General features: G+C 39.0%; 18 protein-coding genes. 2 read left to right on the forward strand and 16 right to left on the reverse strand.

What is annotated here, in order from left to right:
• The first annotated feature begins 366 nt into the window (after positions 1–366).
• The gene (locus tag BLR79_RS05105; protein ID WP_092085502.1) at positions 367–555 is read left to right on the forward strand and encodes a hypothetical protein; all 189 of its coding nucleotides are present in this window, start codon (positions 367–369) and stop codon (positions 553–555) included.
• Between the two features lie 42 nt (positions 556–597).
• On the opposite strand, the gene ftsY is transcribed toward BLR79_RS05105, so the two are convergent.
• The 7 genes from ftsY to BLR79_RS05140 form a co-directional block, all read right to left on the reverse strand.
• Positions 598–1,623, reverse strand: a complete 1,026-nt coding sequence (gene ftsY, locus BLR79_RS05110; protein ID WP_092085504.1) for a signal recognition particle-docking protein FtsY — start codon at positions 1,621–1,623, stop codon at positions 598–600.
• On the reverse strand, positions 1,624–2,445 hold the full coding sequence (locus BLR79_RS05115; protein WP_092085506.1) for a Cof-type HAD-IIB family hydrolase: 822 nt from the start codon (positions 2,443–2,445) through the stop codon (positions 1,624–1,626).
• Between the two features lie 90 nt (positions 2,446–2,535).
• Entirely contained in the window at positions 2,536–6,087 is a 3,552-nt protein-coding gene (smc, locus tag BLR79_RS05120) for a chromosome segregation protein SMC (protein ID WP_092085508.1), read from the reverse strand.
• The gene (gene rnc / locus BLR79_RS05125) at positions 6,078–6,779 is read right to left on the reverse strand and encodes a ribonuclease III (RefSeq protein ID WP_092085510.1); all 702 of its coding nucleotides are present in this window, start codon (positions 6,777–6,779) and stop codon (positions 6,078–6,080) included. The genes smc and rnc overlap by 10 nt, the downstream gene beginning before the upstream one ends.
• A gap of 114 nt (positions 6,780–6,893) precedes the next feature.
• Positions 6,894–8,228 carry a GntP family permease gene (locus tag BLR79_RS05130; protein WP_092085512.1) on the reverse strand — a complete coding sequence of 445 codons (1,335 nt, stop codon included), beginning with the start codon at positions 8,226–8,228 and terminating at the stop codon, positions 6,894–6,896.
• Positions 8,229–8,371: 143 nt separating this feature from the next.
• Complete coding sequence (locus BLR79_RS05135) at positions 8,372–10,135, reverse strand: oligopeptide ABC transporter substrate-binding protein (protein ID WP_092085514.1); 1,764 nt, start codon at positions 10,133–10,135, stop codon at positions 8,372–8,374.
• Between the two features lie 165 nt (positions 10,136–10,300).
• Entirely contained in the window at positions 10,301–12,064 is a 1,764-nt protein-coding gene (locus BLR79_RS05140; RefSeq protein ID WP_092085516.1) for an oligopeptide ABC transporter substrate-binding protein, read from the reverse strand.
• Between the two features lie 157 nt (positions 12,065–12,221).
• Between BLR79_RS05140 and BLR79_RS05145 the strand changes: the two genes are divergently transcribed.
• Positions 12,222–12,620, forward strand: a complete 399-nt coding sequence (locus BLR79_RS05145; protein WP_092085518.1) for a thioredoxin family protein — start codon at positions 12,222–12,224, stop codon at positions 12,618–12,620.
• 40 nt (positions 12,621–12,660) lie between these two features.
• Here BLR79_RS05145 and BLR79_RS05150 read toward each other — a convergent pair whose 3' ends face one another.
• From BLR79_RS05150 to BLR79_RS05190, 9 genes are all read right to left on the reverse strand, one after another.
• On the reverse strand, positions 12,661–13,596 hold the full coding sequence (locus BLR79_RS05150) for an ABC transporter permease (protein ID WP_092085520.1): 936 nt from the start codon (positions 13,594–13,596) through the stop codon (positions 12,661–12,663).
• 14 nt (positions 13,597–13,610) lie between these two features.
• The gene (opp4B, locus tag BLR79_RS05155; protein ID WP_092085522.1) at positions 13,611–14,573 is read right to left on the reverse strand and encodes an oligopeptide ABC transporter permease; all 963 of its coding nucleotides are present in this window, start codon (positions 14,571–14,573) and stop codon (positions 13,611–13,613) included.
• A complete protein-coding gene (locus tag BLR79_RS05160; protein ID WP_092085524.1) occupies positions 14,573–15,532 on the reverse strand; it encodes an ATP-binding cassette domain-containing protein in 960 nt (319 codons plus the stop codon). Before BLR79_RS05160 ends, opp4B begins: the two co-directional genes overlap by 1 nt.
• Entirely contained in the window at positions 15,533–16,549 is a 1,017-nt protein-coding gene (locus BLR79_RS05165; protein ID WP_092085526.1) for an ABC transporter ATP-binding protein, read from the reverse strand.
• Between the two features lie 27 nt (positions 16,550–16,576).
• Positions 16,577–16,816: an acyl carrier protein gene (gene acpP, locus BLR79_RS05170; RefSeq protein ID WP_092085528.1), complete on the reverse strand. Its 240-nt coding sequence runs from the start codon at positions 16,814–16,816 to the stop codon at positions 16,577–16,579.
• A 13-nt stretch (positions 16,817–16,829) separates the two neighbouring features.
• Positions 16,830–17,843: a phosphate acyltransferase PlsX gene (gene plsX, locus BLR79_RS05175; RefSeq protein WP_092085530.1), complete on the reverse strand. Its 1,014-nt coding sequence runs from the start codon at positions 17,841–17,843 to the stop codon at positions 16,830–16,832.
• A gap of 35 nt (positions 17,844–17,878) precedes the next feature.
• Positions 17,879–19,921 (reverse strand): ATP-dependent DNA helicase RecG, encoded by a 2,043-nt coding sequence (gene recG, locus BLR79_RS05180; RefSeq protein WP_092085532.1) that lies wholly within the window; start codon positions 19,919–19,921, stop codon positions 17,879–17,881.
• Between the two features lie 64 nt (positions 19,922–19,985).
• The gene (locus BLR79_RS05185) at positions 19,986–21,668 is read right to left on the reverse strand and encodes a DAK2 domain-containing protein (RefSeq protein ID WP_092085534.1); all 1,683 of its coding nucleotides are present in this window, start codon (positions 21,666–21,668) and stop codon (positions 19,986–19,988) included.
• Positions 21,669–21,699: 31 nt separating this feature from the next.
• Positions 21,700–22,056, reverse strand: a complete 357-nt coding sequence (locus BLR79_RS05190) for an Asp23/Gls24 family envelope stress response protein (protein ID WP_092085536.1) — start codon at positions 22,054–22,056, stop codon at positions 21,700–21,702.
• Between the last annotated feature and the right edge of the window lie 263 nt (positions 22,057–22,319).

Below are 22,319 nucleotides of genomic sequence, written 5' to 3' on the forward strand. Positions count from 1 at the left end.
TAGATGGCCGTGTGGGGCGGAAATACGCCCGCCAGTATGAATGGAGTGGTAAAGTAGCGCTCTTACACTATTCTAATAACACACGGAGTCGACAGGTTTTTGGGACCATCGCTGGTTATTGAAATCCAATAGAGTGAAAAACCAGTCTTCATAACAAAAGCGAGCGGCGACGAACTGAATGCCGATGGACGCACGGTGCCAAAGGCGCTGGTTAAAATATGGAATCCATGAAACTGGGTTCAGGGAAATATAAAAGTACGGTAGAGGAAAACCAACAATAATTTGACACTATCATTAAAACTGTTTTGTTAGGATTTTATAGAAAATTTCGATATACTAGACATATAAAAGTTCAGGAGGGATTTTATGTTTAAATTTATCAAACAATTATTCAAATTTGTCATGACTGTTCTTAAAGTTGTCTCATTCTTAAGTGCGGTTTATCTATTGCTTGATGAGCGTAAACAAGAGCGTATTAAAGACAAATTAACTACTGTAGCTGATGATTTACAAGATAAAGCAGACGCTATCGGGGAAACTGTCCAACAACAATAAAAACAAGACGTTAGGAGCTAAGACTCTTAACGTCTTTTATTTTTATTGAACTTCAATTACATCTCGGACTAAGTTATACATATACTCTTGAGGATCAAATAGTTGAAAGTCTTCAGCAGTCTCACCAAGTCCAATATATTTAACCGGAATATTTAAGTTGTGGCGAATTCCTAAAATAACGCCACCTTTAGCTGTCCCGTCTAGTTTTGTTAAGACTAGTCCGGTAATTTCAGTTGCTTGGTTAAATTGTTCTGCTTGAATTAACGCATTTTGTCCAGTTGTCGCATCAAGAACTAACAATACTTCTTGAGTTCCGTTAGGATTATTTTTTTCGATGATGCGTTTAATTTTAGCTAATTCGTCCATTAAATTAATTTTTGTTTGTAATCGTCCCGCTGTGTCTACTAATACGTAATCATAGTCTTCGTCATTGGCCTGTTTTACCGCGTCATAAACAACCGCAGCTGGATCCCCTTGAGCTTTTCCAGTGACGACAGGAATATCTAATCGCTCGCCCCACACTTCTAATTGTTCTGTAGCACCAGCTCGGAACGTATCAGCCGCAGCCATTAATACTTTATGACCTTGTTGTTTTAATTGATAGCCCAATTTACCAACGGAAGTAGTCTTTCCAACTCCGTTCACACCCACAAATAAAATAACAGTTGGTCCGTCTGGGTTTTCGTTTAATGAAGCTAATTGGTCACCGCCATCTTTTTCATAAATCCGAACCATCTTTTCGATAATGACTTGTTTAACCTCTTCAGGTTTATGAATGCCTCGTTCTTCGATTTCATCACGAATCGCGTCTGTTAACGCTAAGGTCATATCAAATCCAACATCTGCGCCGATGAACGCTTCTTCTAAATCTTCATAAAAGGTTTCATCTAATTCTCTAAATGTTGTAAATAAAGAGTTAATACGTTCGGCAAAACTTTTACGAGTTTTCTCCATTCCCTTGTCATAGGTTTCAAGGACAATAGGCGTTTCTTCTTTTTCTTGAGTGGTTTCTTTAACCACGGGATCCTCTCCGGTAAACGCTCGTCTAATACGATCAAATAAACTCACTTAATTTCCTCCTTCAGTTAAATATTTCTCAATAACCGCAGCAACGCCGTCTTCTTCGTTCGATAACGTTACTTCATCAGCAGCTTCTTTGACTAAAGCATCCGCATTAGCCATCGCAACTCCTATGCCCGCTCGTTGAATCATTGGCAAATCATTAGGCTGGTCACCAATAGCCATCATATTTTCGATAGGAATATTCAACTTTTCTGCTAATAAGACTAATGCTTTACCTTTATCCGCCTCCACATTCATCACTTCTAATAAATCCGGTTGCGACTTCATAACCGAATAATTTTTAAGCAGTTCGTCAGACAATAATTGACGTCTTTCATCTAAAAAGTTTGGTTCCTGGGCGATCACAAATTTATTGTAACGATGATCCTCACTAACGGTATTAAAATCAACAGCCCAGTTAGGTAAATGGGGTCTAGAAGTTAAATAAGTATTCTCGCGTCCCTTTGGGTAAGTCAAAGGGGTGTATACTCCGTCGAAATCAATAGCATTTAAAGACAAATCAGTGGGTAATAAAGCTTCTTGCCACTTTAATAGGTCGTCCTTTGTTAAAGTTTGTTCGACTAATATTTCTCCCGTGGCAGCCTTTTGGACTAACGCACCATTATACGTAATGATATAATCGTCCGGTGAAGTTAAACCAATTTCTTCTAGAAACTGTTTCATAAAAAAGTAAGGTCTTCCTGTACAAATGACAATTTTAATGCCTTGTTGATGGGCTTTATGTAATGCTTCGATATTTCGTTTTGAAATGAGTTCGTCCTTATTTAATAACGTTCCATCTAAATCGATGGCAATCAGTTGAATCATCGTCTCCTCCCTTTCATTGTTAGGTGATGGTTATGTGTCTTAATTATAGCAAATTCCTGATACAATCGCTATTAAGCCCTCACCTAATACTTATTCTTCAACATAATCCGCTAAGCGAACGGAAGCTAGTTTGGATACACCCGATTGTTGCATGGTTACGCCATATAACATATCCGCATGTTCCATCGTTCCTTTACGGTGAGTGATGACAATAAATTGAGTTTGTTGTGCAAAGCTTTGTAAATACTCTCCGTAACGATAGACGTTAGCTTCATCTAACGCCGCTTCTACTTCATCCAAAACAACAAACGGTACAGGACGCGCTTTTAAGATGGAAAACAGAAGAGCAATCGCCGTGAAGGCTCGTTCTCCTCCTGAAAGAAGGGCTAAGTTTTGCATCTTTTTACCTGGTGGTTGGGCGATAATTTCTACTCCTGTCGTTAATAGGTTGTGAGGATCGGTCAATTCTAAACTAGCATTTCCACCACCAAAAAGTTCTTTAAAAGTTGTTTGGAAATGGGCGTTAATTTTATCAAAAGCTTCTTTAAAACGCGTCGTTACTTGTTTATCCATTTCTTCAATGGTTTCTTCTAATTGTTCTATTGCTGTTAATAAGTCTGTTTGTTGATCCGTCAAATGATCGTAACGCTCTTTTAATTCGTCATATGCTTCAATAGCATTTAAATTAATCGGTCCTAAGGTGTCAATTTGGGCTTTAAGATGTTGGACAGATTGTTTAACTTGAGCAACATTGTCAATTGAGTGGGCGGTTTTCTTAGCTGCTTCATAGCTTAATTGATACGTTTGGTTTAAATACTCTAACCCTTCGTCAATTAAATCCCCTAATCGCTCAACTTGCGCTTGTTTAGAGGCTTGTTGTTGGTATAAGGTTTGTAGCGCATCAAAGCCTTCTTTGGCATGTTGTTCTAATTGTTTAATCGTTTGTTGTTGCACTTGGCGTTCTTTTCTTAGTGAATCGGCTTGTTGTTTATAGAAACTGATTTGCTCAATCGCTTCTTGATTTTTTTGAGCAAGCTCTTCTAGCTGAATGTGAATTTGATCGGTATTCATTTGATCTTCGTCAAAAGTTGCTTCAAACTGAGCCAGTTGCTCACTTAACGCCTGGTATTCTTGTTGTTGCTCCTTAAGACGTCGGCTTAATTCTTTTAGCTCGACTTCTTTAATGCTCAACTGGGTGGTTAACGTGTGACGTTCTTCATTGAGTTGTTGACGTTTAGCTTGTTGTTTACTTTCGTCTTGGGTTGCTTGATCTAATGTTAGTTGCAGTTCATCAATGGTTTGGCGAGCCGTCTGTTGAAGTTCTTTTGCTTGTTGCTCTTGCGTTTTTGCTTGAGTGATCGTTGCTTTTAGTTCCTCTTCTTCTGCACGGTGAATATCTCCTAAGCGGTCAAGATCTGTTAAAGTTTGTTGTGCTTTTTGATGTTCAGTTTGGGTTTGTTGAAGGACTTGATCTGTTTCTTGACCTTCTTTTGTTAACATCTCTAATTGGGTATTTAGTTGCGTTATTTTCTCTGTTAATTCATCTAAATCTTTTTCTAAGTGATTCAATTGCGCTGTTTCGTTAGCTAATTGTTTTTGAGCCTTTATTAAATCATCTTTTCGACTTAACATAGAGCGACGTTCTTGTTGATTACGTCCCCCTGAGACCGTTCCTCCAGGCAGTAGTAGTTCACCTGAAAGGGTGACAATTTTAACTGTATGGTTAAAGGCTTTAGCCATTTGTTGGGCATTTTTTATATGATCAGCAACAATCGTATTGCCTAATAGTTGCCCAATAATGGGTTGGTCTTCTTTATTAAATTGAATGAGTTCGCTAGCAACACCGACCCATCCGTCCATTGTTTGAGCTTTTGCTTGAACGGACTGGGACAAAGCTCTTGGTTTAGCGTTTGAACGTGGTAAAAAGGTGGCTCGTCCTAAACGGTTTTGTTTCAAGTATTGAATGGCGTGTCTTGCTGATAAGTCGTCTTGGACAATCACTGTTTGAAGAGACGCGCCAAGGGCGGTATCAATCGCTGTTTGATAGTCCGTCGGAACATTCATTAAATCTGCTACAGTGCCGTCAATTCCGGTCAACTGTTGCGCAGTCATCACGGCGCGAACTCCAGCATAATAACCTGCATAGTCTTCTTGCATTTGTTCTAAGGATTGAACATTGGCTTTCGTTCGTTGAATGAGGCGTTCTTTATCGAATAGTTGTTGGGTTAAGTCTTTTCGTTCATTCATCCTTTGGTCTAAGCGAAGTTTTTTATCTCGATAATTCTCGCGCAATTTATCTAACTGATGTTGAATCTTTTGTTTTTGTTTGGACAATTCCGACACCGTGTGTTCTAATTCATCCCGGCGACTGATTTGTTGTTTAAATTCTTCATGTAACTGCTCAATTTGTTGTTGACTCTTTTGGATTTGGTTTTGGGTCATATCGATCGTACTCGTCGCTTTGACTTCTTGTTGATACCAATCCAGTAGCGATTGACGCATCTTTTCCATTTCTTCTTGGCTGAGTGGCTTTAAGCGGTCAAGTTGTTGTTGGAGCGTTTCTTTTTGCTCTGCCAATTGATCGTAATCGTCTTTTAGTTGACCTTTTTCCTCTTCTAATGTTTGCATCAGTTGAGTGGCTCGCTGTTGGCGTTCCATCATTGCTTGACGATTCTTTTCTTGGTCCGCTTTAGATTGTTCATTAAAAGAAAGTTGTTGGTTTAACATCGCTTCTTGGGACTCATTTTTTTGTTGTTGGTAAGTCCATTGATGATAACTTTCTAAAGATGAATCAATGGTTTGATTTAAGTGCTCGATTTGATCTTGAGTGGCCGAAAGTTCTTGATCGACTTTATCCATTTCTTTTTTGGCTGTTTGAATGGCTTGTTTTAATTCGTCGTCTTCTTTTTGCGCTTGGTGCCACGTTTGTTGATGGGTTTCAATTTGATAAGTATATAAAGAAATTTCTTCTTCTTTTAATTGAGCCGTAAGCTTTTGGTAACTCATCGCGTCGTCCCGTTGTTTTTCTAAGGGGGTGATTTGTTTTTCTAATTCGTAAATAATATCTTCTACTCGGCTTAAGTGATCTTTAGAGCGAGTCATTTTACGTTCGGCTTCTTGTTTCCTCAATTGATAGCGCTGGACTCCAGCGGCTTCTTCAAAAATTGCACGACGTTCTTCAGGTTTACTTAAGAAAATACTTTCGACTTTTCCTTGAGAAATCATCGCAAAACTATTTTTTCCTAATCCTGAATCAAGTAACAAATCGATAATATCTTTTAACCGCACGGGCTGTTGGTTAATCAAATATTGGCTATCGCCATTTCGATTATAACTTCTGGTAATACTGATTTCGTTAAAGTCATAATCCAAATATCGATCTTCGTTATTTAAAACAAGAGTCACTTTAGCCATATTAACTGGTCGGCGATCTTGGGTTCCGTTAAAGATAACATCCTCCATCCGGTCGCCTCGTAAACTCTTCGCGGATTGCTCTCCTAAGACCCAACGAATCGCTTCCGATAAGTTACTTTTACCACTTCCATTGGGCCCTACTACTGCTGTTAATCCTTTATCAAATTCAATCACTGTCTTATCGGCAAAAGATTTAAAGCCAGTCATTTCAATTCGATCTAAATACATGCTTCACGCTCCATCCATTGGTGATAAGCCTTTTGAGCCGCTTGGGTTTCCGCTTGCTTTTTGTTGCGTCCTTTACCCGTTGCGACTTGTTCATCATTTAAAAAGAGACCAATCGTAAATTCACGGTTGTGGTCAGGACCGGTTTGGTCAAGTAATTCATAACGAATAACGGCTTGTCCTTTTGTTTGTACGGCTTCTTGGTAAAGAGTTTTGTAATCTTTTGTAACGTAGTTTAATAAAGTTTCTACTTGGTTTAACATGATGTCGTTTAATAAGTCGCTAGCCTTTTCAATGCCTTGATCTAAATAAATCGCACCGATAAAAGCTTCAAAACAATCAGCTAAAATAGAATCTCTTTTACGGCCTCCATTATTTTCTTCTCCGCGACCTAATTGTAAATATTGATCTAAATGATTTTCTTTGGCTAAAAAGGCAAGGCTCGCTTCGCAAACTAATTGAGCACGCATGCGAGATAAGACACCTTCAGGCTCTTTAGGATAGCGATTATACAAATAGTCGCTGACAACAATTTCAATGACTGCATCGCCTAAAAACTCTAATCGCTCGTTAGATGTATATTGACGAGAAGCATTTTCGTTAACATAAGATGTATGTCTAAAGGCGGTTTTTAATAAGTCTTTATGGTGAAAAATAATATTAAACTGTAGTTTAGTAAATGTTGTTAAGCTCATCGTTTGACTCCTTTAAAGTAACTTTAACAATTAGTATCAGTGTAGCATATTAAACTCTAAGGTGCATCGTTCTAATGCATTAAAAAATGACTCGCTTAATCGGAGTCATTTCAACTAATATAACCATAATCCAGTCACTAATGTCACAATTAACGCTAAACCTGTACACACTGCTACCACAATGACCGAATCTTTATATCCTGTTTTATAATTCAAACCGGTTAACCCTAAAAAGGTCAACACAGCCCCACTATGAGGCCCCATCGGAAAGACACTGACTGATAAACAGGCAATCCGGTGCAATAGTTCCGGATTAGCGCCCGATTGAAGTAATTCTTGGGAGAATTTGGGTAAAATAATACTCAATGTTCCCACCGATGATGACGTAATGAGTGACATCAAGCTGTTAAGAGAAATCAATTTAAAATAAGGATTGTCACTCATTGCATAGATTTTATTAACAATCACTTCAAAGCCAGGCGAATGGACAATGACACTTCCAAAGGCTACGGCACTGACGGTCGCAAATAACGCGCCGGTAGAATCAGTCGCCCCGAGAGATAGGGTTTCGATCGGATTATCTAAATAAGACCAAAATAAAACTAAACTGGCAATAATTGAGCTAAGAAGAGCGACGTAAATGATCGTTGCTTTTACTTGATCACTTCCTAATATACTTCCACCAATCGCGATAATAATGAGTAATAAAAGTGGCAATAAGCTACGCCCTAAAGGTGGCAATGGTTTAACCGGTAGATCTGTAGTCGTTGCGACGAAGTCTATCTTTTCTTCAAATACTTCACCTTTTTGAAGGGATTGGTGCAAGCGGTAATGCATAAACCATAATCCAAAGATCGTACTGGCAATGGCGCCTAAAATACTAGGTATGGGTGCTGCATTAATACTTGTTCCTAAGTACGTTACCGGGATAACGTTTTGAATAGAAGGACTTCCCGGCAACATGACTAACGTCAGTGTTGCGACCCCTAGCCAGATTGGCAATTGAATTAAAGACCACGAAATGTTCATTTCCTTAAATAAACTGCGACCTAGAGGAATGACCGCAAACAATACGACATACATACTAATGCCGCCAAAGGTTAAAATACTACAAATTAAAAATAACGCTAACAGTCCAGCGTAAGGTTTGTCATGCCCAATCCGTCTTAAAATATCTTGAGCAATGGATAAAGTGGCTCCACTTCGTTCCATCAGTTTACCTAAAATGGATCCCAGTAGAAATAAAGCAAAGAACTTCATCATATTGTCCCCAAGAGCAGAAATAAAACTATACTCTTGAGCTCCTAGTAAACTGTCGTAAATGGGCATGTCGTTAAAAATAATAACCACTAAGGCCGCTAAAGGAGCGGTAATCATAATGTTTAATCGCTTGAGTGATAAATAAATGATCACACTAGCGCCTAAGAAAATACCGAGTGCACCTAACATATAATCCTCCCTATCACTTTCATACTCGTCCATTATAGCATAGCCACTGCTGTGTGCTGGTTAGAGATTCGTAATGAAACAAGAGGATAATGAAAGAACTTTTAATACAAAAAACAGGCCTTAAAAGGCCTGTTTATTAATCATTATTCTTTAGCTGGTGCGTCGGCTAATAACTTAATTTCTGTCCAGTTTAAGTTTGAACCGATTTGTGTATCCCAGTTAGATACACGTTTGTTAACACCAGTTAAAGTGTAACGGTAAAGTGTTGGGATAATTGGCATTTCTTCGTTCATGTAATCTTGCCAGTCGCCGTAAGCTTTCACACGGAAATCTTCGTCGAAAGCGTCACTTGAACCAATCGCTTCGAGTAACTTATCGTTTTCTTCTGTTGCCCAACGAGTATAGTTCATTGAACCGTCACGTCCATAGAAAGTATGTGGGTTTGGATCTCCACCTGTACCCCATGCAGCTAAGTAAACATCGAAGGCTGGATCATCTTCTTCTAAACGATCATAGAAGGCGTTGAATTCTAATAGACGTCCGTCAACTAATTCAACGTTAATTCCGATGTTTTTCCATTGTTCCATGTAGTATTGCGTCTCTGGTTCTGCTACTTCACTACCTGCCATGGCTGCGAATTGTAGTGTAAATGCTTCGCCGTTTGGATCTTCACGGAATCCATCTCCGTCAACGTCTTTAAAGCCAGCATCATCTAAAATTTTGTTAGCTAACTCTTCGTCATAGACGTTTCCGTCTTGTGCTTTATGTAAGTCACCGAATAATGGAATAATTGGTGATTCTGCTCTAAAGCGTAGTCCTTGGTAGAACTTCTCTCCAACCGCATCAAAGTCAATCGCATGAGCCATGGCTTGACGTAAAGCTTTATTCCAAGTCACTTTAGATTCATCCGGCTTAGCTTCGCCTGTTTCTTCATCAGCCGTTCCTAACTTAAAGCCAACATAACTATAAGCGTTGTCTACGTTACCAACAACATCAAAGTTAGTTGCATCTTTAAATGTTTCATATTGGTCAGCTGGTAAAGTCGCTACGTCGTAGTTACCTGCTTTTAATTCTTGAACAACAGCTGTCGGGTTAACGACTTCAACGATTAATTTGTCAACTGTTACATCCCCGCGCCAGTAGTTTTCGTTTGGTACGAAAGTGATCGCTTCACCTGGTGTGATGCTTTCTACTTTGAATGGACCTAAGCCCATTGGATTTTTACGGACAAAGTCGCTGTCTTCAAAGGTTTCAATATCAATATCTTTGACGATATGAGCTGGCTGAATAACAGAAGCAATTGCTCCACCGGCTTGACGAATTGAGTTGTTGTAGTTTTCGTAATGAACTTTCAATGTGTAGTCATCAACGCGCTCTAATCCTTCAATCGTATCAGCATCGCCTTTTTTGTAGGCTTCCATTCCTTTAACATCAACGTAACCTTTACCATAGCGGATTCCTGTATATTCTGGGTGTCCGACGATTTCGTAAGGTGCAATGACGTCATCAATTGTTACTGGCTCACCGTCTGGCCATTTAACGTCTTGTGGAATGGTAATCGTGACGGCTTTTTCGTCATCGTGGAATTCGACCTTCGCAAAACCTGAGTCATCGATTAAGAAGTTCTCATCGTAACCGTATAAAGATTCTGAGAAAAAGTCAACTAATGTTCCGTCAGGTTTACCTGACCAGTACATTGGGTTTAAAATTCCTGAGAATGGATCTCCAACTAAGGCGTAACGGAATTCGCCTCCTTCAATGGCATCTCCTTCACGACTAACGGCTAATTCAATATTTGGCATTTCGCCTTCTGCTTGTGCAAAAGGAGCAGCTGCGCTGAGTGCTGCACTACTTAACATTAACATTGATCCGAACAAAGCAACGGATTTCTTAAGTGTTAGGTTCATCTGTTTTCCCCCTAAGAAATTGAATTTAAATTAAATATACATAATAATCTTCTAAATTGCAAGCGCTTAGTTAACTTATATTTAACATAAATCTCATCTTATCGTTCTCCAACAAACTTTGGTGAAAACAAATAAGCCAAGCTCATAAAGAGCCTGGCTTAACTTTTATTTAACAGGTTGGTCTTCTAATAAAGCAATTTGTGTCCAGTTTAAATCTGATCCAATTTGTGTATCCCAATTAGAAACCCGTTTATTAACGGCCGTTAATTCATAACGGTATAAGGTTGGAATGACTGGCATTTCTTCGTTCATATAATCTTGCCAATCGCCGTACGCTTTAATACGGAAATCTTCTTCAAACGCGTCATTTGAAGAAATGTCTTCTAATAACTTATCATTTTCTTCAGTGGCCCAACGACTATAGTTCATTAATCCTTTACGACCAAAGAACGTATATGGGTTAGGGTCTCCTCCGACACCAGAAGCTGCTAGGTAAACATCAATCGCTGGATCGTCTTCTTTCAAGCGATCATAAAAGGCATTAAATTCTAAAAGACGTCCGTCAACTAATTCAACGTTAATTCCGATGGCTTTCCAAGCTTCCATATAATATTGAGTTTCAGGTTCAGCCACTTCGCTTCCTGACATGGCTGCTAGTTTTAATGTAAAGGGTTCACCGTTTGGATCTTCGCGGAATCCGTCGTTATTAGTATCTTTAAAGCCAGCCTCGTCTAGTATTTGATTCGCTAAATCAATATCATATACGTTGCCATCTTGTGGCTTATGCAGTTCTCCAAATAATGGAATAATTAATGACGTAGCGCGACTTCTTAATCCTTGATAAAATTGTTCGCCAATCGCATCAATATCAATCGCATGAGCCATGGCTTGACGTAGTGCTTTGTTCCAAGTCACTTTTGATTCGTCAGGTTTAACTTCGCCACTTTCTTCATCAAAGGTTCCTAATTTAAAGCCAACGTAGTTATAAGCGTTACTTAAAATACCGACGGTATCAAAGTTTTCAGCATCTTTAAACGTTTCATATTGATCTGCTGGAAGAGAAGCTACATCATAGTTACCCGCTTTCATCTCTTGAACAACAGAGGTTTGGTTAACGACTTCAACGGTTAATTTATCAACATTTACATCCCCACGCCAATAGTTTTCGTTAGGAACAAAAGAAACAGATTCACCAGGAACAATACTTTCGACTTTAAATGGACCTAAGCCCATTGGGTTTTTTCGGACAAAGTCGCTATCTTCAAAAGTTTCAACATCGATATCTTTGACGATATGAGCCGGTTGAATCGCCGAAGCAATCGCTCCTCCCGCTTGGCGGATGGAGTTATTGTAGTTGTCATAGTGAACTTTTAGTGTGTAGTCATTAATACGCTCTAACCCTTCAATGGAATCTGCTTCCCCATTTTTATAAGCTTCCATTCCTTTAACGTCTACGTACCCTTTACCGTAACGAACACCTGTGTAGTCTGGGTGACCAACAATTTCATAAGGGGCAATAACGTCGTCAATGGTGACTGGCTCTCCATCAGGCCATTTAACATCTTCAGGAATTGTAATTGTGACCGCCTTTTCGTCATCGTGGAATTCGATCTTCGCAAAACCTGAGTCATCAATTAAAAAGTTCTCGTCATAACCGTATAAAGACTCCGTAAAGAAACTCACTAATTCTCCATCGGGTTGACCTGACCAATACATTGGGTTTAAAATTCCTGAGAATGGGTCACCTACTAAGGCGTAGCGAAATTCCCCTCCTTCAATCGGATCACCTTCGCGAGTGACAGCCGCTTCAATTTGTGGCCCTTGATTTTCTTCAGCTAGCGCGATGGGCGTTAGTGATGAAAGAGTTAAACTACTTAACATTAACACTGAACTAAACAGAGCTGCTGATTTTTTTAGCGTTTTATTCACTGTAATTCCTCCTTATTCTTTCCTTACTATCTATGGTACCGACCTGAATCATTATGAACAAGGAAGATGTCCTAATCTAATGAAACTATTAGTCTTTTAAATGAGTTGTTACTCTTTAAAAGAGAGGGTATAATCAATTCAAAAAGGAATGATGAACGTGAAACGAAATCTTGTTCTAAAGTTCATACTTATCTTAAGCCTTCTTCTTGTTGGTTGTAGCGGACCTCAAAAGGTTGAACAACTCCCTCTACTGACTAAAGAAGCTTATATTGATTTAGTTAACCAAGAAACAACTTATTACTTATATGTCGGCAGCGACAATTGTCCTTACTGCAATGAATTTAAACCTATATTAGAAAAAGCGCTTCACTCCAATGATATTATTTACTATTTAGATGCAGATAAAGCAAGCGAAAGCTTTAAAAATGAACTTGCTCAAACATTAAACATTCAAACCATCCCCTATTTAGCTCAAGTTGAAGGAGACACTGTTTTAAAACAACTCAACTATCAACTAGACCTAACACCCGAGGATGTGCGACAATTTTTAGACTAAATAAAAAAAGGGTCAACTTCAAAAGTTGAACCCTTTTTTGTTATCCGAGTCGTTGACGGCTATCTGCTGCTCGTCTTAAAGCTTGTCCGATATAGTTAATGGTTAACATTAAAATTAACACTAAAATAACAGCCGGTAGCCAGACCCAAGTTTTATTTTCAATAATGTCAGCACTTTTAGCTGTTCCGATTAACGTTCCTAAACTTGGCGTTCCAATGGGAAGTCCAAATCCTAAGAAACTAAGACCGGTTTCAATTCCGATACTACCTGCAAATCCTAACGTTAAGTGGGCGATAATTAATGAACTTAAGTTTGGCATCACTTCACCAAACATAATTTTCCAATCACTTGTTCCCATTGTTTTAGATGCACTGACATACTCTTTTGACGCTTCACTTAAAGTGGCTGTACGGAATAGTCGCGCCACACTAGCCCAACCAAAGAGAGAAATAACCCAAATTAACGTCCACATATCATATTTAGTAATGATTGTTGTAATAACGATAATGATAATAAACGTCGGTAAGACCATGATAAAGTCGATAATACGCATCGTAATATCATCAATCAGACCGCCGTGGTATCCAGAGAAAATTCCAATCGCAATACCAATGGCTGATGTAATCATTGTTACAGACCAACCAATAATAATTGAGTTACGCGCTCCAACGATCAGTTGAGCTAAAATATCCCGTCCACCTTCGTCGGACCCTAGTAAGTAACCGTCTTGTCCTGATGGGGTGAATCGGTTAAAAATATTTACTTTCGTAGCTTCTTCAATGTCCATAAAAAATGGAGCAATAAAGATAAAAACTAATATCGCAACTAAAATAATTAAAGCTGCCATCGCAATTTTATCTCGTTTAAATTCGCGACGGATCACTTCGAATCCCATAGGAGGAAGTGAAGATGTCTGAGCAGCTTCTTCTTGAACTAATTCTGTTTCTTCAACAAGATGTTGATTGTTCGGCTCCATATCTAACTTCCTTTCTATCGAATTCTAATACGCGGATCGACAATAACCATAATAATGTCTGATAACAATGTTCCTAATAAAGTCATCGTACCAAACAGTAAAGTTAAAGCAATCATCACGGTATAATCACGGCCGGTAATGGAGTTAATAAATAATAGACCCATTCCTTGATAAGTAAAAATAGTCTCCGTAATAACTGCTCCAGAGATCAGGCCGGTAATAACGTATCCCATTCCTGAAGCTACCGGTAAAAAGGAGTTACGGGTGATGTGTTTATTGTAAATAACACTTTCTGGTACCCCTTTTGCTCGTGCCGTTCGCACATAATCTTGAACTTTAGCGTCAACAATTCCAGAACGTAAGTAAAGGATAATTCCTGTCGTACTTAACAACGCCATCGTAATGGCTGGTAGCGTCATATGTTTGATCCTTGACATCACTGCTGCGAAAGTTCCAGGCTGAACCCCTGAGGCAATGGTTCCTCTTGTTGGGAACCAACCCAGTTTATAGCCAAATAACCATAAAAATAGTAACCCTAAAACGAAAGAAGGAATAGAATAAGCGACAAAGGTGTAAAGGTTAATTAATTTGTCTGCCCAAGATCCTTCATAACGTCCGGAAATAATTCCTAAACTTATCGCAATCGCATAAGTTAAAATTGATGAATATAAAGATAACCAAAGAGTTGGTACAATTCGTTGGCCGATAATTGAAAGAACCGGTTGTTGGTGTTGGAAACTACGACCAAAATCCCCTTGCAGGACTCCTTTTAACCAATTCCAATATTGAATATGGACTGGTTGGTTTAAGCCCAATTGTTCTCTCATTGCTTCAATTTGTTCAGGACTAATACTTGGATCAATCAATCCAGTTAAAGCATCCCCTGGCATTAAGCTTCCTAGCACAAACACTAAAATACTTAATACAAGCAATTGAGGAATCATCAATAAAATACGACGTAATATTGTCTTCCACATTATTGCTCTCCTCCTTTTAACGCTTGATTTTCAGGGTTTAAAGCGACAGAGTGAGTGTTAGAAATAGGCTGTAGTTCATACACTCGACCCTTTTCATCAAAGTATTGATGGAAGTTTTCTTGATACTCTCGTTCCACCGCTTGACGTCTTTGTTTATTGGCGCCTCGGTTTGTTGGATCCACTTGAGGAATCGCTGAAAGCAAGCGACGAGTATAAATATGTTGCGGATCGTTATAAATATCTGATCGTGTCCCGTATTCAGTAAATCGCCCGCGATACATAATCGCTAATTCATCACACATATGTTTAACAACCCCTAAGTCGTGGGAGATGAATAAATAACTTGTATTGTATTCTTCTTGAATCCGTTTCATAAAGTTTAACACTTGAGCTTGAACGGATAAATCCAGCGCTGAAACCGGTTCGTCAGCAATAATTAATTTAGGGTTTAATGCCATAGCTCGAGCGACGCCAATTCTTTGACGTTGTCCTCCAGAGAATTCATGAGGATATTTATAAAGAGCTTCTTGTGATAGACCGACAATATCTAACAACTCAAGTTTACGACGATCTTGTTCTTGAGGTGTCATGTTAGTAAAGTTACGTAACGGTTCAGATAAAATATCCGTAATACGGCGCTTAGGGTTAAAACTGGACATCGAGTCTTGGAAAATCATTTGCACATCCCGGCGATAATCTGACCGGCGCCCTTGGTTGCGGGTAATGTCTTCTCCATTAAACAACACACGGCCACTTGTAATTGGTTCTAAACCAATAATCGCTTTTCCAATGGTTGATTTACCGGAACCTGATTCGCCAACTAGGCCGTAAGTTTTTCCTTCTTCAAAGACTAAATCAACGCCGTCCACTGCATAAACATGGTCAGTAACCCGGTTAAAAAAGCCACTACGAATTGGATAGTGAACTTTTAAATTTTCAACACGCATAAATTCACTCATCTAATTCGCCTCCTCTTCAAAATAAAACGACTGGTAGCACGTACAACGAACAAAGTGTCCCGGTGCAACTTCATGCATGACGGGATCTTCTTCATGGGCTTCTGCGGGAATCCATGGGATACGTGGTGCAAAACGGCAACCTTTTTCAGGTAATTGAGTGATTGGTGGTACAACCCCTTGAATGACGTGTAATTCACCTGAAGCATCATCGACCATTTCATTGGATTGCGGAATCGAACGAAGTAATGAACGAGTATATGGATGCTTTGGGTTATTGAAAATATCTTCGACTGTTCCAATTTCCACAAATTGACCTGCATACATCACAGCCACTCGGTCAGCCGTTTCTGCTACAACTCCTAAGTCGTGAGTAATTAAAATAATGCCTGATTCTGTTTCTTCTTGAATATCATTGAGTAAATCTAAGATTTGTGCTTGAATCGTCACATCAAGAGCTGTTGTCGGCTCATCCGCAATAATAATTTCTGGCTTGCACGCTAAAGCGATCGCAATAATAACACGTTGGCGCATCCCACCGGATAATTCGTGAGGATACTGTTTAGCCATACGCTCAGGGTTGGCGATACCGACTTGGTCTAATAATTCAATGACTCGTTTTTCTCGCTCGTCTTTAGACATTTTGGTGTGGTATAACAACGACTCATCAATTTGTGCTCCCACCGTCATCAATGGGTTAAGAGATGATAACGGATCTTGGAAAATCATACTAATATCCGCACCGCGAATCTCATTATATTCGCTTTCAGTCAGTTCTAACAAATTACGGCCTTTATACATAATTTGACCTTGCTCGCGGGTATTATTTTTATTGTGTAGTCCGATAATAGAAGTCGCTAAAGTACTTTTACCTGAACCGGACTCTCCTACAATGGCTAATTTTTCGTTGCGTGACAATGTAAATGACACGTCGTCAACCGCATTATAAAATTGATCGCCAATTCTAAATGCAGTCTCTAAATGGTGTACTTCTAATAACACCTTATCTTTGGCGTCCATAGTATCCTCCTTTCACGAAATGCTGAATTACTGGTTAGTTAACTCTTCTAAATAGTTAACAGCGTCTCCAATCGTCGCTAAACGTTCAATTCGATCATCATCAAACTGAACGTTATAGAAATCTTCTAATTCCATAATGACTTCTACGACATCTAAAGAGTCAGCGCCTAAATCTTGAAACGTCATCTCAGGCGTCACTTTGTCTTCGTGAACACCGAAACGGTCTACGACTAATTGTTGTACTGTTTCAAAAACATTATTGTTCATTTTTATCTTCCTTTTATTCGTTTATTGGTGTACTTTCTTCAAAGTATTGAGTAAATTCTTCAATTACGCGAGACTGATGGACAATTCGAGCTTGTCTAATCGCGTTAAAGATAGCTTCTTCATTGGATGATCCGTGAGCTTTAATAACAGCTCCTTTGACACCTAAAAGAATCGCTCCTCCGGCTTTTGAATCATCAAACTGGTCTCTTAAATTAAGGAGTGCATCTTTAATAAGTAAACCACCTATTTTTGCTTTAACTCCTGAATTGAGTAATTGATGCTTCATTTGACTAAAAATCACTTTACCTGTACCTTCTAGCGTCTTTAAGATAGCGTTTCCAGTAAAGCCGTCAGTAATCGCTATATCCACTCGTCCAGTGAGTAGTTCGCTAGATTCCACATTCCCTACAAAGTCAATGCGTTTTTCTTGGCTTAATAGTTCATAGGCCTTCTTACTTAATTCATTTCCTTTGGAAGCTTCCGCACCGTTATTAATTAACCCCACCTTCGGTTGGGCGATATTTAAGACACGTTTAGCATACAGATTAGCCAAAATCGCAAATTGATGCAAGTTGATTGCTTTACAATCCGCATTTGCTCCAGCATCCATTAACAATAGTTGCGGACGCTCAGTAGAAGCAGTCGGAAGAATCGGCATAAGCCCTGGACGATCAATGTGTTTAATACGTCCTACTAACAATAAACCACTTGCTAGTAATGCTCCCGTATTTCCTGCAGACAGTAAAACATCGGCTTCTTTTTGACGAACGGCTCTTGCCGCCATCACCATTGAAGATTTTGACTTACGGCGAATGGCTCGGACCGGCTCGTCATCTCCTTCAATCACTTCTTCACTATGAATAATCGTTAAACGCTCGTTTGGTTCAACAAGAGGTGTGATTTGATCCTTATCTCCAAATAAAAGCACTTCAATGTCGGTAAACTCTTTAAGTGCTCGATTGACTCCTTGGCAAATGACGTAAGGAGCGTTGTCGCCCCCCATGCCATCAATAGCTATTTTAATCATGGACCTACCCCTTTATTTTTTAATCACCTTTTATCTTAAACTTCTATAAGGTGCATTTCAACCCATTTATTGAGCTCCTCTTGCTCTTGTGTGCTAAGTTCACTGAAATGTTTCATAATGTACAAAACATCTTGATATGCGATTTGTAATATATGTTGATCTTCAAAAATATTGGCAAATTTAAATTGAGGCAAGCCACTTTGGCTACGTCCTAACACTTCACCAATGCCGCGAATTTTCATATCTTCTTGACTTATTTTAAACCCGTCTTGGGATTGTTCCATAATCGCCATTCGCTCGCGACCTTGTTCTGTCGTTGGGTCTGCAATTAAGTAACAATAGCTTTCTAAAGAACTTCGTCCCACGCGCCCTCTTAACTGATGAAGCTGAGCTAGACCGAATCGTTCTGCTGATTGAATAATCATCATCGTCGCATTAGGCACGTTAACTCCTACTTCAACCATTGTTGTCGCAACTAATATTTGGACTTTATTTTGACTAAAGTCAGTCATCGTTGCTTCTTGTTCATCTTTTGTCATCTGACCGTGCATCGTTCCAATGGTGTAATTGGAAAATAATCCGTCTAAACGTTCAACCACTGCTTGGACATTTTCTACTTCTTGCAGTTCTTCGGACATTTCGATTAGCGGCAAGACATAATACACTTGATGTCCTTTTTGAAGTTCTTGACGCATTTGGTCGTAAACCACTTCAATTTGATTAGGCTTTAACACTCGAGTAGTAATCGGCTGACGTCCTGCTGGCAATTCATCAATCGTTGAGACCGCTAATTGACCATAAATTGTTAAAGCAAGGGATCGCGGAATCGGTGTAGCAGTCATTTGTAGTAAATTAACCACTTCTTCTCCTTGCCCTTTATCCAATAACGTTTGACGTTGTCCCACACCAAAGCGGTGCTGTTCGTCAATAATGACTAATCCTAAACGGTGGAAGATAACGGTTGGTTGAATTAAAGCATGAGTCCCAATAACAACGCGAATGCGTCCGGCTTTTAAACCGTCTAAAATATTATTTTTTTCTTTTGTTGGCGTGGCGCTAATGAGCAGCTCCGCTCTTAAGCCAATGGATTCAAAGAGTTGGTTAAACTCTTTCGCGTGTTGTTTAGCTAATATTTCGGTTGGCACCATTAAGGCTGTTTGATAGCCTGCTTGAATGGTTGCGATCATTGCTAGAAAAGCAACTAACGTCTTCCCGCTTCCCACATCTCCTTGAACGAGCCTGCGCATTGGAAAAGGTGACCTTAAATCAATACAAATTTCATTTACGACCCGCTTTTGTGCGTTGGTGAGTTCGTAAGGCAATTGATCAATGACTTCTTTTAAAGGATCAACATCATAATTAACAATCACCCCAGGTTCTCCTTGATGCTTTTGGTTAGCTTGTTGTAGCTGCCATTGATATAAAAACAACTCTTGGAAAATAATTTTTCTTTTTCCTTGTTTTGCTTGTTGCCCGTTCTTAGGAAAATGCATCCAATATAGCGCTTCTTTTAAGTTAACTAAACGATATTTTTCATTGAGCCTCTTGGGTAATATTTCAGGAATCACTTGTCCATACTCTTCAAAGGCTAATTCCAATGTATTTAAGATGTTTTTTTGACTGAGTCCTTTTGTCGTATTATAAATCGGTGCAAAATTTTCCCCGCTTTGTTGATTATTTAAAACGCGCATACCCAATAAAGACTGTTGGTTAGATTGCCATTTACCATAAATTGCTACGGTATGACCTACATCGAATTGTTTCTTTAAGTAAGGTTGGTTGAAAAAGATCACTTGAATCACATCATGGTCATTAACAGCTAATTTAAATTGCAAGCGACTCTTTTTATGACCAAAAAAGCTGACTACCGGCGGAGACACGATCGTTCCTTTTAACGTAACTTGTTCTTGATCAAGAATGGAATCAAGCTCTCGTGCTCTTATATCTTCATATCTAAAAGGGAAATGAAAAAATAGGTCTTTAATAGTAAATACATTAATTTTCGCAAACTGTTGTTGCCTAGCAGGACCAATGCCTTTTAATGTGTTGATCGGATCATACCATGTTTTATGTGACATTAGAAACCTCCTTTAAAAATAGAAAAACACGAATAATGCCGAAACATTATTCGTATTATATCTACTATTCAGCGGCGATAATGTAATGATAGACTGGTTGGTCTGTTTGCACGACTTCCACTTCCATGTCTTCATATTGTTCTTCTAATTCATCAATGATCGGTTCTAAAATAGAGTCTTCGCCGTCTTCACCAATTAAAATTGTTAAGATTTCTGTATCCTCATCAATCATTAATTCTAAAGTTTGTTTTAATGATTCTTCATTGGATGGAGTCGAGACTTTAATTTTGTCATCGATAATTCCCATATAATCTTTTTCTTTAATATCAATGCCATCAATTTGCGTATCGCGAATTGCATACGTAATTTGTCCGGTTACGACGTCATTTTTACCTTCATTCATCGCTTCTTGGTTCTCACTTAAAGAAGCTGATTCGTCATAAGTCATCATCGCAACGATCCCTTGAGGAATGCTTCGTGTTGCTACTACTGCGACGTCTGCATCCACTAAGTCATTCACTTGTTCAGCTGCCATCGTAATGTTTTTGTTATTTGGCAGTAAAACGACTTGCTTCGCGTTGACTTTTTCAACTAATTTAACAAAGTCTTCTGTTGACGGGTTCATTGTTTGTCCGCCTTCTAAAACTTCATCTACTCCAAGTGATTTAAATAACTCAACCATTCCCTTACCAGCTGCTACAGCAATAACAGCCATATCTTTTTGTTCTACAGGGACTTGAGGAGTAGCAGGTGCTTGTTGAGTTTGTTCTTTTTGCTCAAGCTCTCTAACTTGTTCACGCATGTTGTCAACTTTAATATGGATTAATTCACCAAACTCTTGTCCTAATTGCATTACTTTACCTGGATCTTCAGTATGAACGTGAACTTTTACAATTTCATCGTCTGCAATGACTAATAAAGAGTCACCCATTTTGTTTAATCTTTGACGGAACCCTTCATAGTCAAAGGATTTACGAACCGTTGGGCCTTCACCAATACGGACCATAATTTCCGTACAAAAACCGTAAGTAATATCATCCATTGATAGCGGATGTTCATTGGCATCATCAAAAATCGCATGGACATGTTCTGGGGAGTCTAAGTGGCTTAAATCTTCTTTAACGATATCTTCGCCTTTTAAAGAAGCTAAAAAGCCTTCATAAATACATAGAAGCCCCTTTCCACCACTGTCGACTACACCGACTTGTTTTAAAACAGGTAATAGGTTTGGCGTATTGTCTAAAGAAACTTTCGCTCCTTCAACAATCGCTTCCATAATTTCAATAATATTGTCCGTTTCTTGCGCTTTCTTTTCGCCAGCAATGGCTGATTCGCGAGCTACGGTTAAAATGGTTCCTTCGACAGGCTTCATGACCGCTTTATAAGCTGACTCTACTCCGCCTGAAAAGGCATGGGCAAATTGTTGGGCGTCTAAAGTTTCGTGATCTTTAATCGCTGAAGAAAAGCCTCTAAAAATTTGAGATAAAATAACACCAGAGTTTCCGCGAGCTCCCATAAGTAACCCTTTAGCTAACGCTTGGGATAGTTGACCAACATGTTGGTCTGTTGCCTTAGCAACATTTTGTGAGCCGGAAACAAAGGTCATATTCATATTCGTTCCTGTATCTCCATCGGGCACAGGAAAGACATTTAGCGAGTTAATTAAATCAACGTTTTCTGTTAAGTTCTTAGCGCCCGAGGCGATCATTCCTTGAAATTCAAGGTTAGTTAATTTTGTTAATATCAACAGTTAAATCCTCCTTATAGTCAGCCAACGATTAGTTGACTTCTACTCCTTGTACGTGAACATTGACGTAACTGATTTCAAATCCAAGTAAGCGTTCGACATTATACATCACTGCTTCTTGTATGTTTTGACAAATGACTGAAATCTTTGTGCCGTAAGATACGAGAATATAAACGTCAACGACAATGCCATCGTCTTCTTGTGTGATTACCACACCGCGAGCATAATTTTCTCTTTTTAAAATATCTTGAATGTTATCGCGTAAGAAGTTTTTGCTGACCATTCCTACGACGCCGTAGTTATCTGTAACAGCCGCCCCTACAACTGTGGCAATTCCTTCATTACTTAAGCTAATAAGTCCATTTGGTGTTTGAATTTTTAGTGACATGCAAACAACCTCCTCTAATTTGATTCTCTTACGCTTATCGTATCATATTCTGGTGTCTTTTGAATATCTCGATTGTCAATTTAAGTTAGAAATTTCTACACTATATTATGAGTGATTGAACTTGGTGATATACTTGTGCTAACCACCTTAAACAACTCCCTTCATCAAGCTCCTGGCTGGTCAAGAGGAAAAGCGCTAGCGACTCTTGAGGAGTCAGGTGCTTGATGAAACCATATTTCTTAAGTGGTTGGCATAATATCCAG

It is taken from the genome of Dolosicoccus paucivorans (genome assembly GCF_900100125.1).
Taxonomy (GTDB): Bacteria; Bacillota; Bacilli; order Lactobacillales; family Aerococcaceae; genus Dolosicoccus; species Dolosicoccus paucivorans.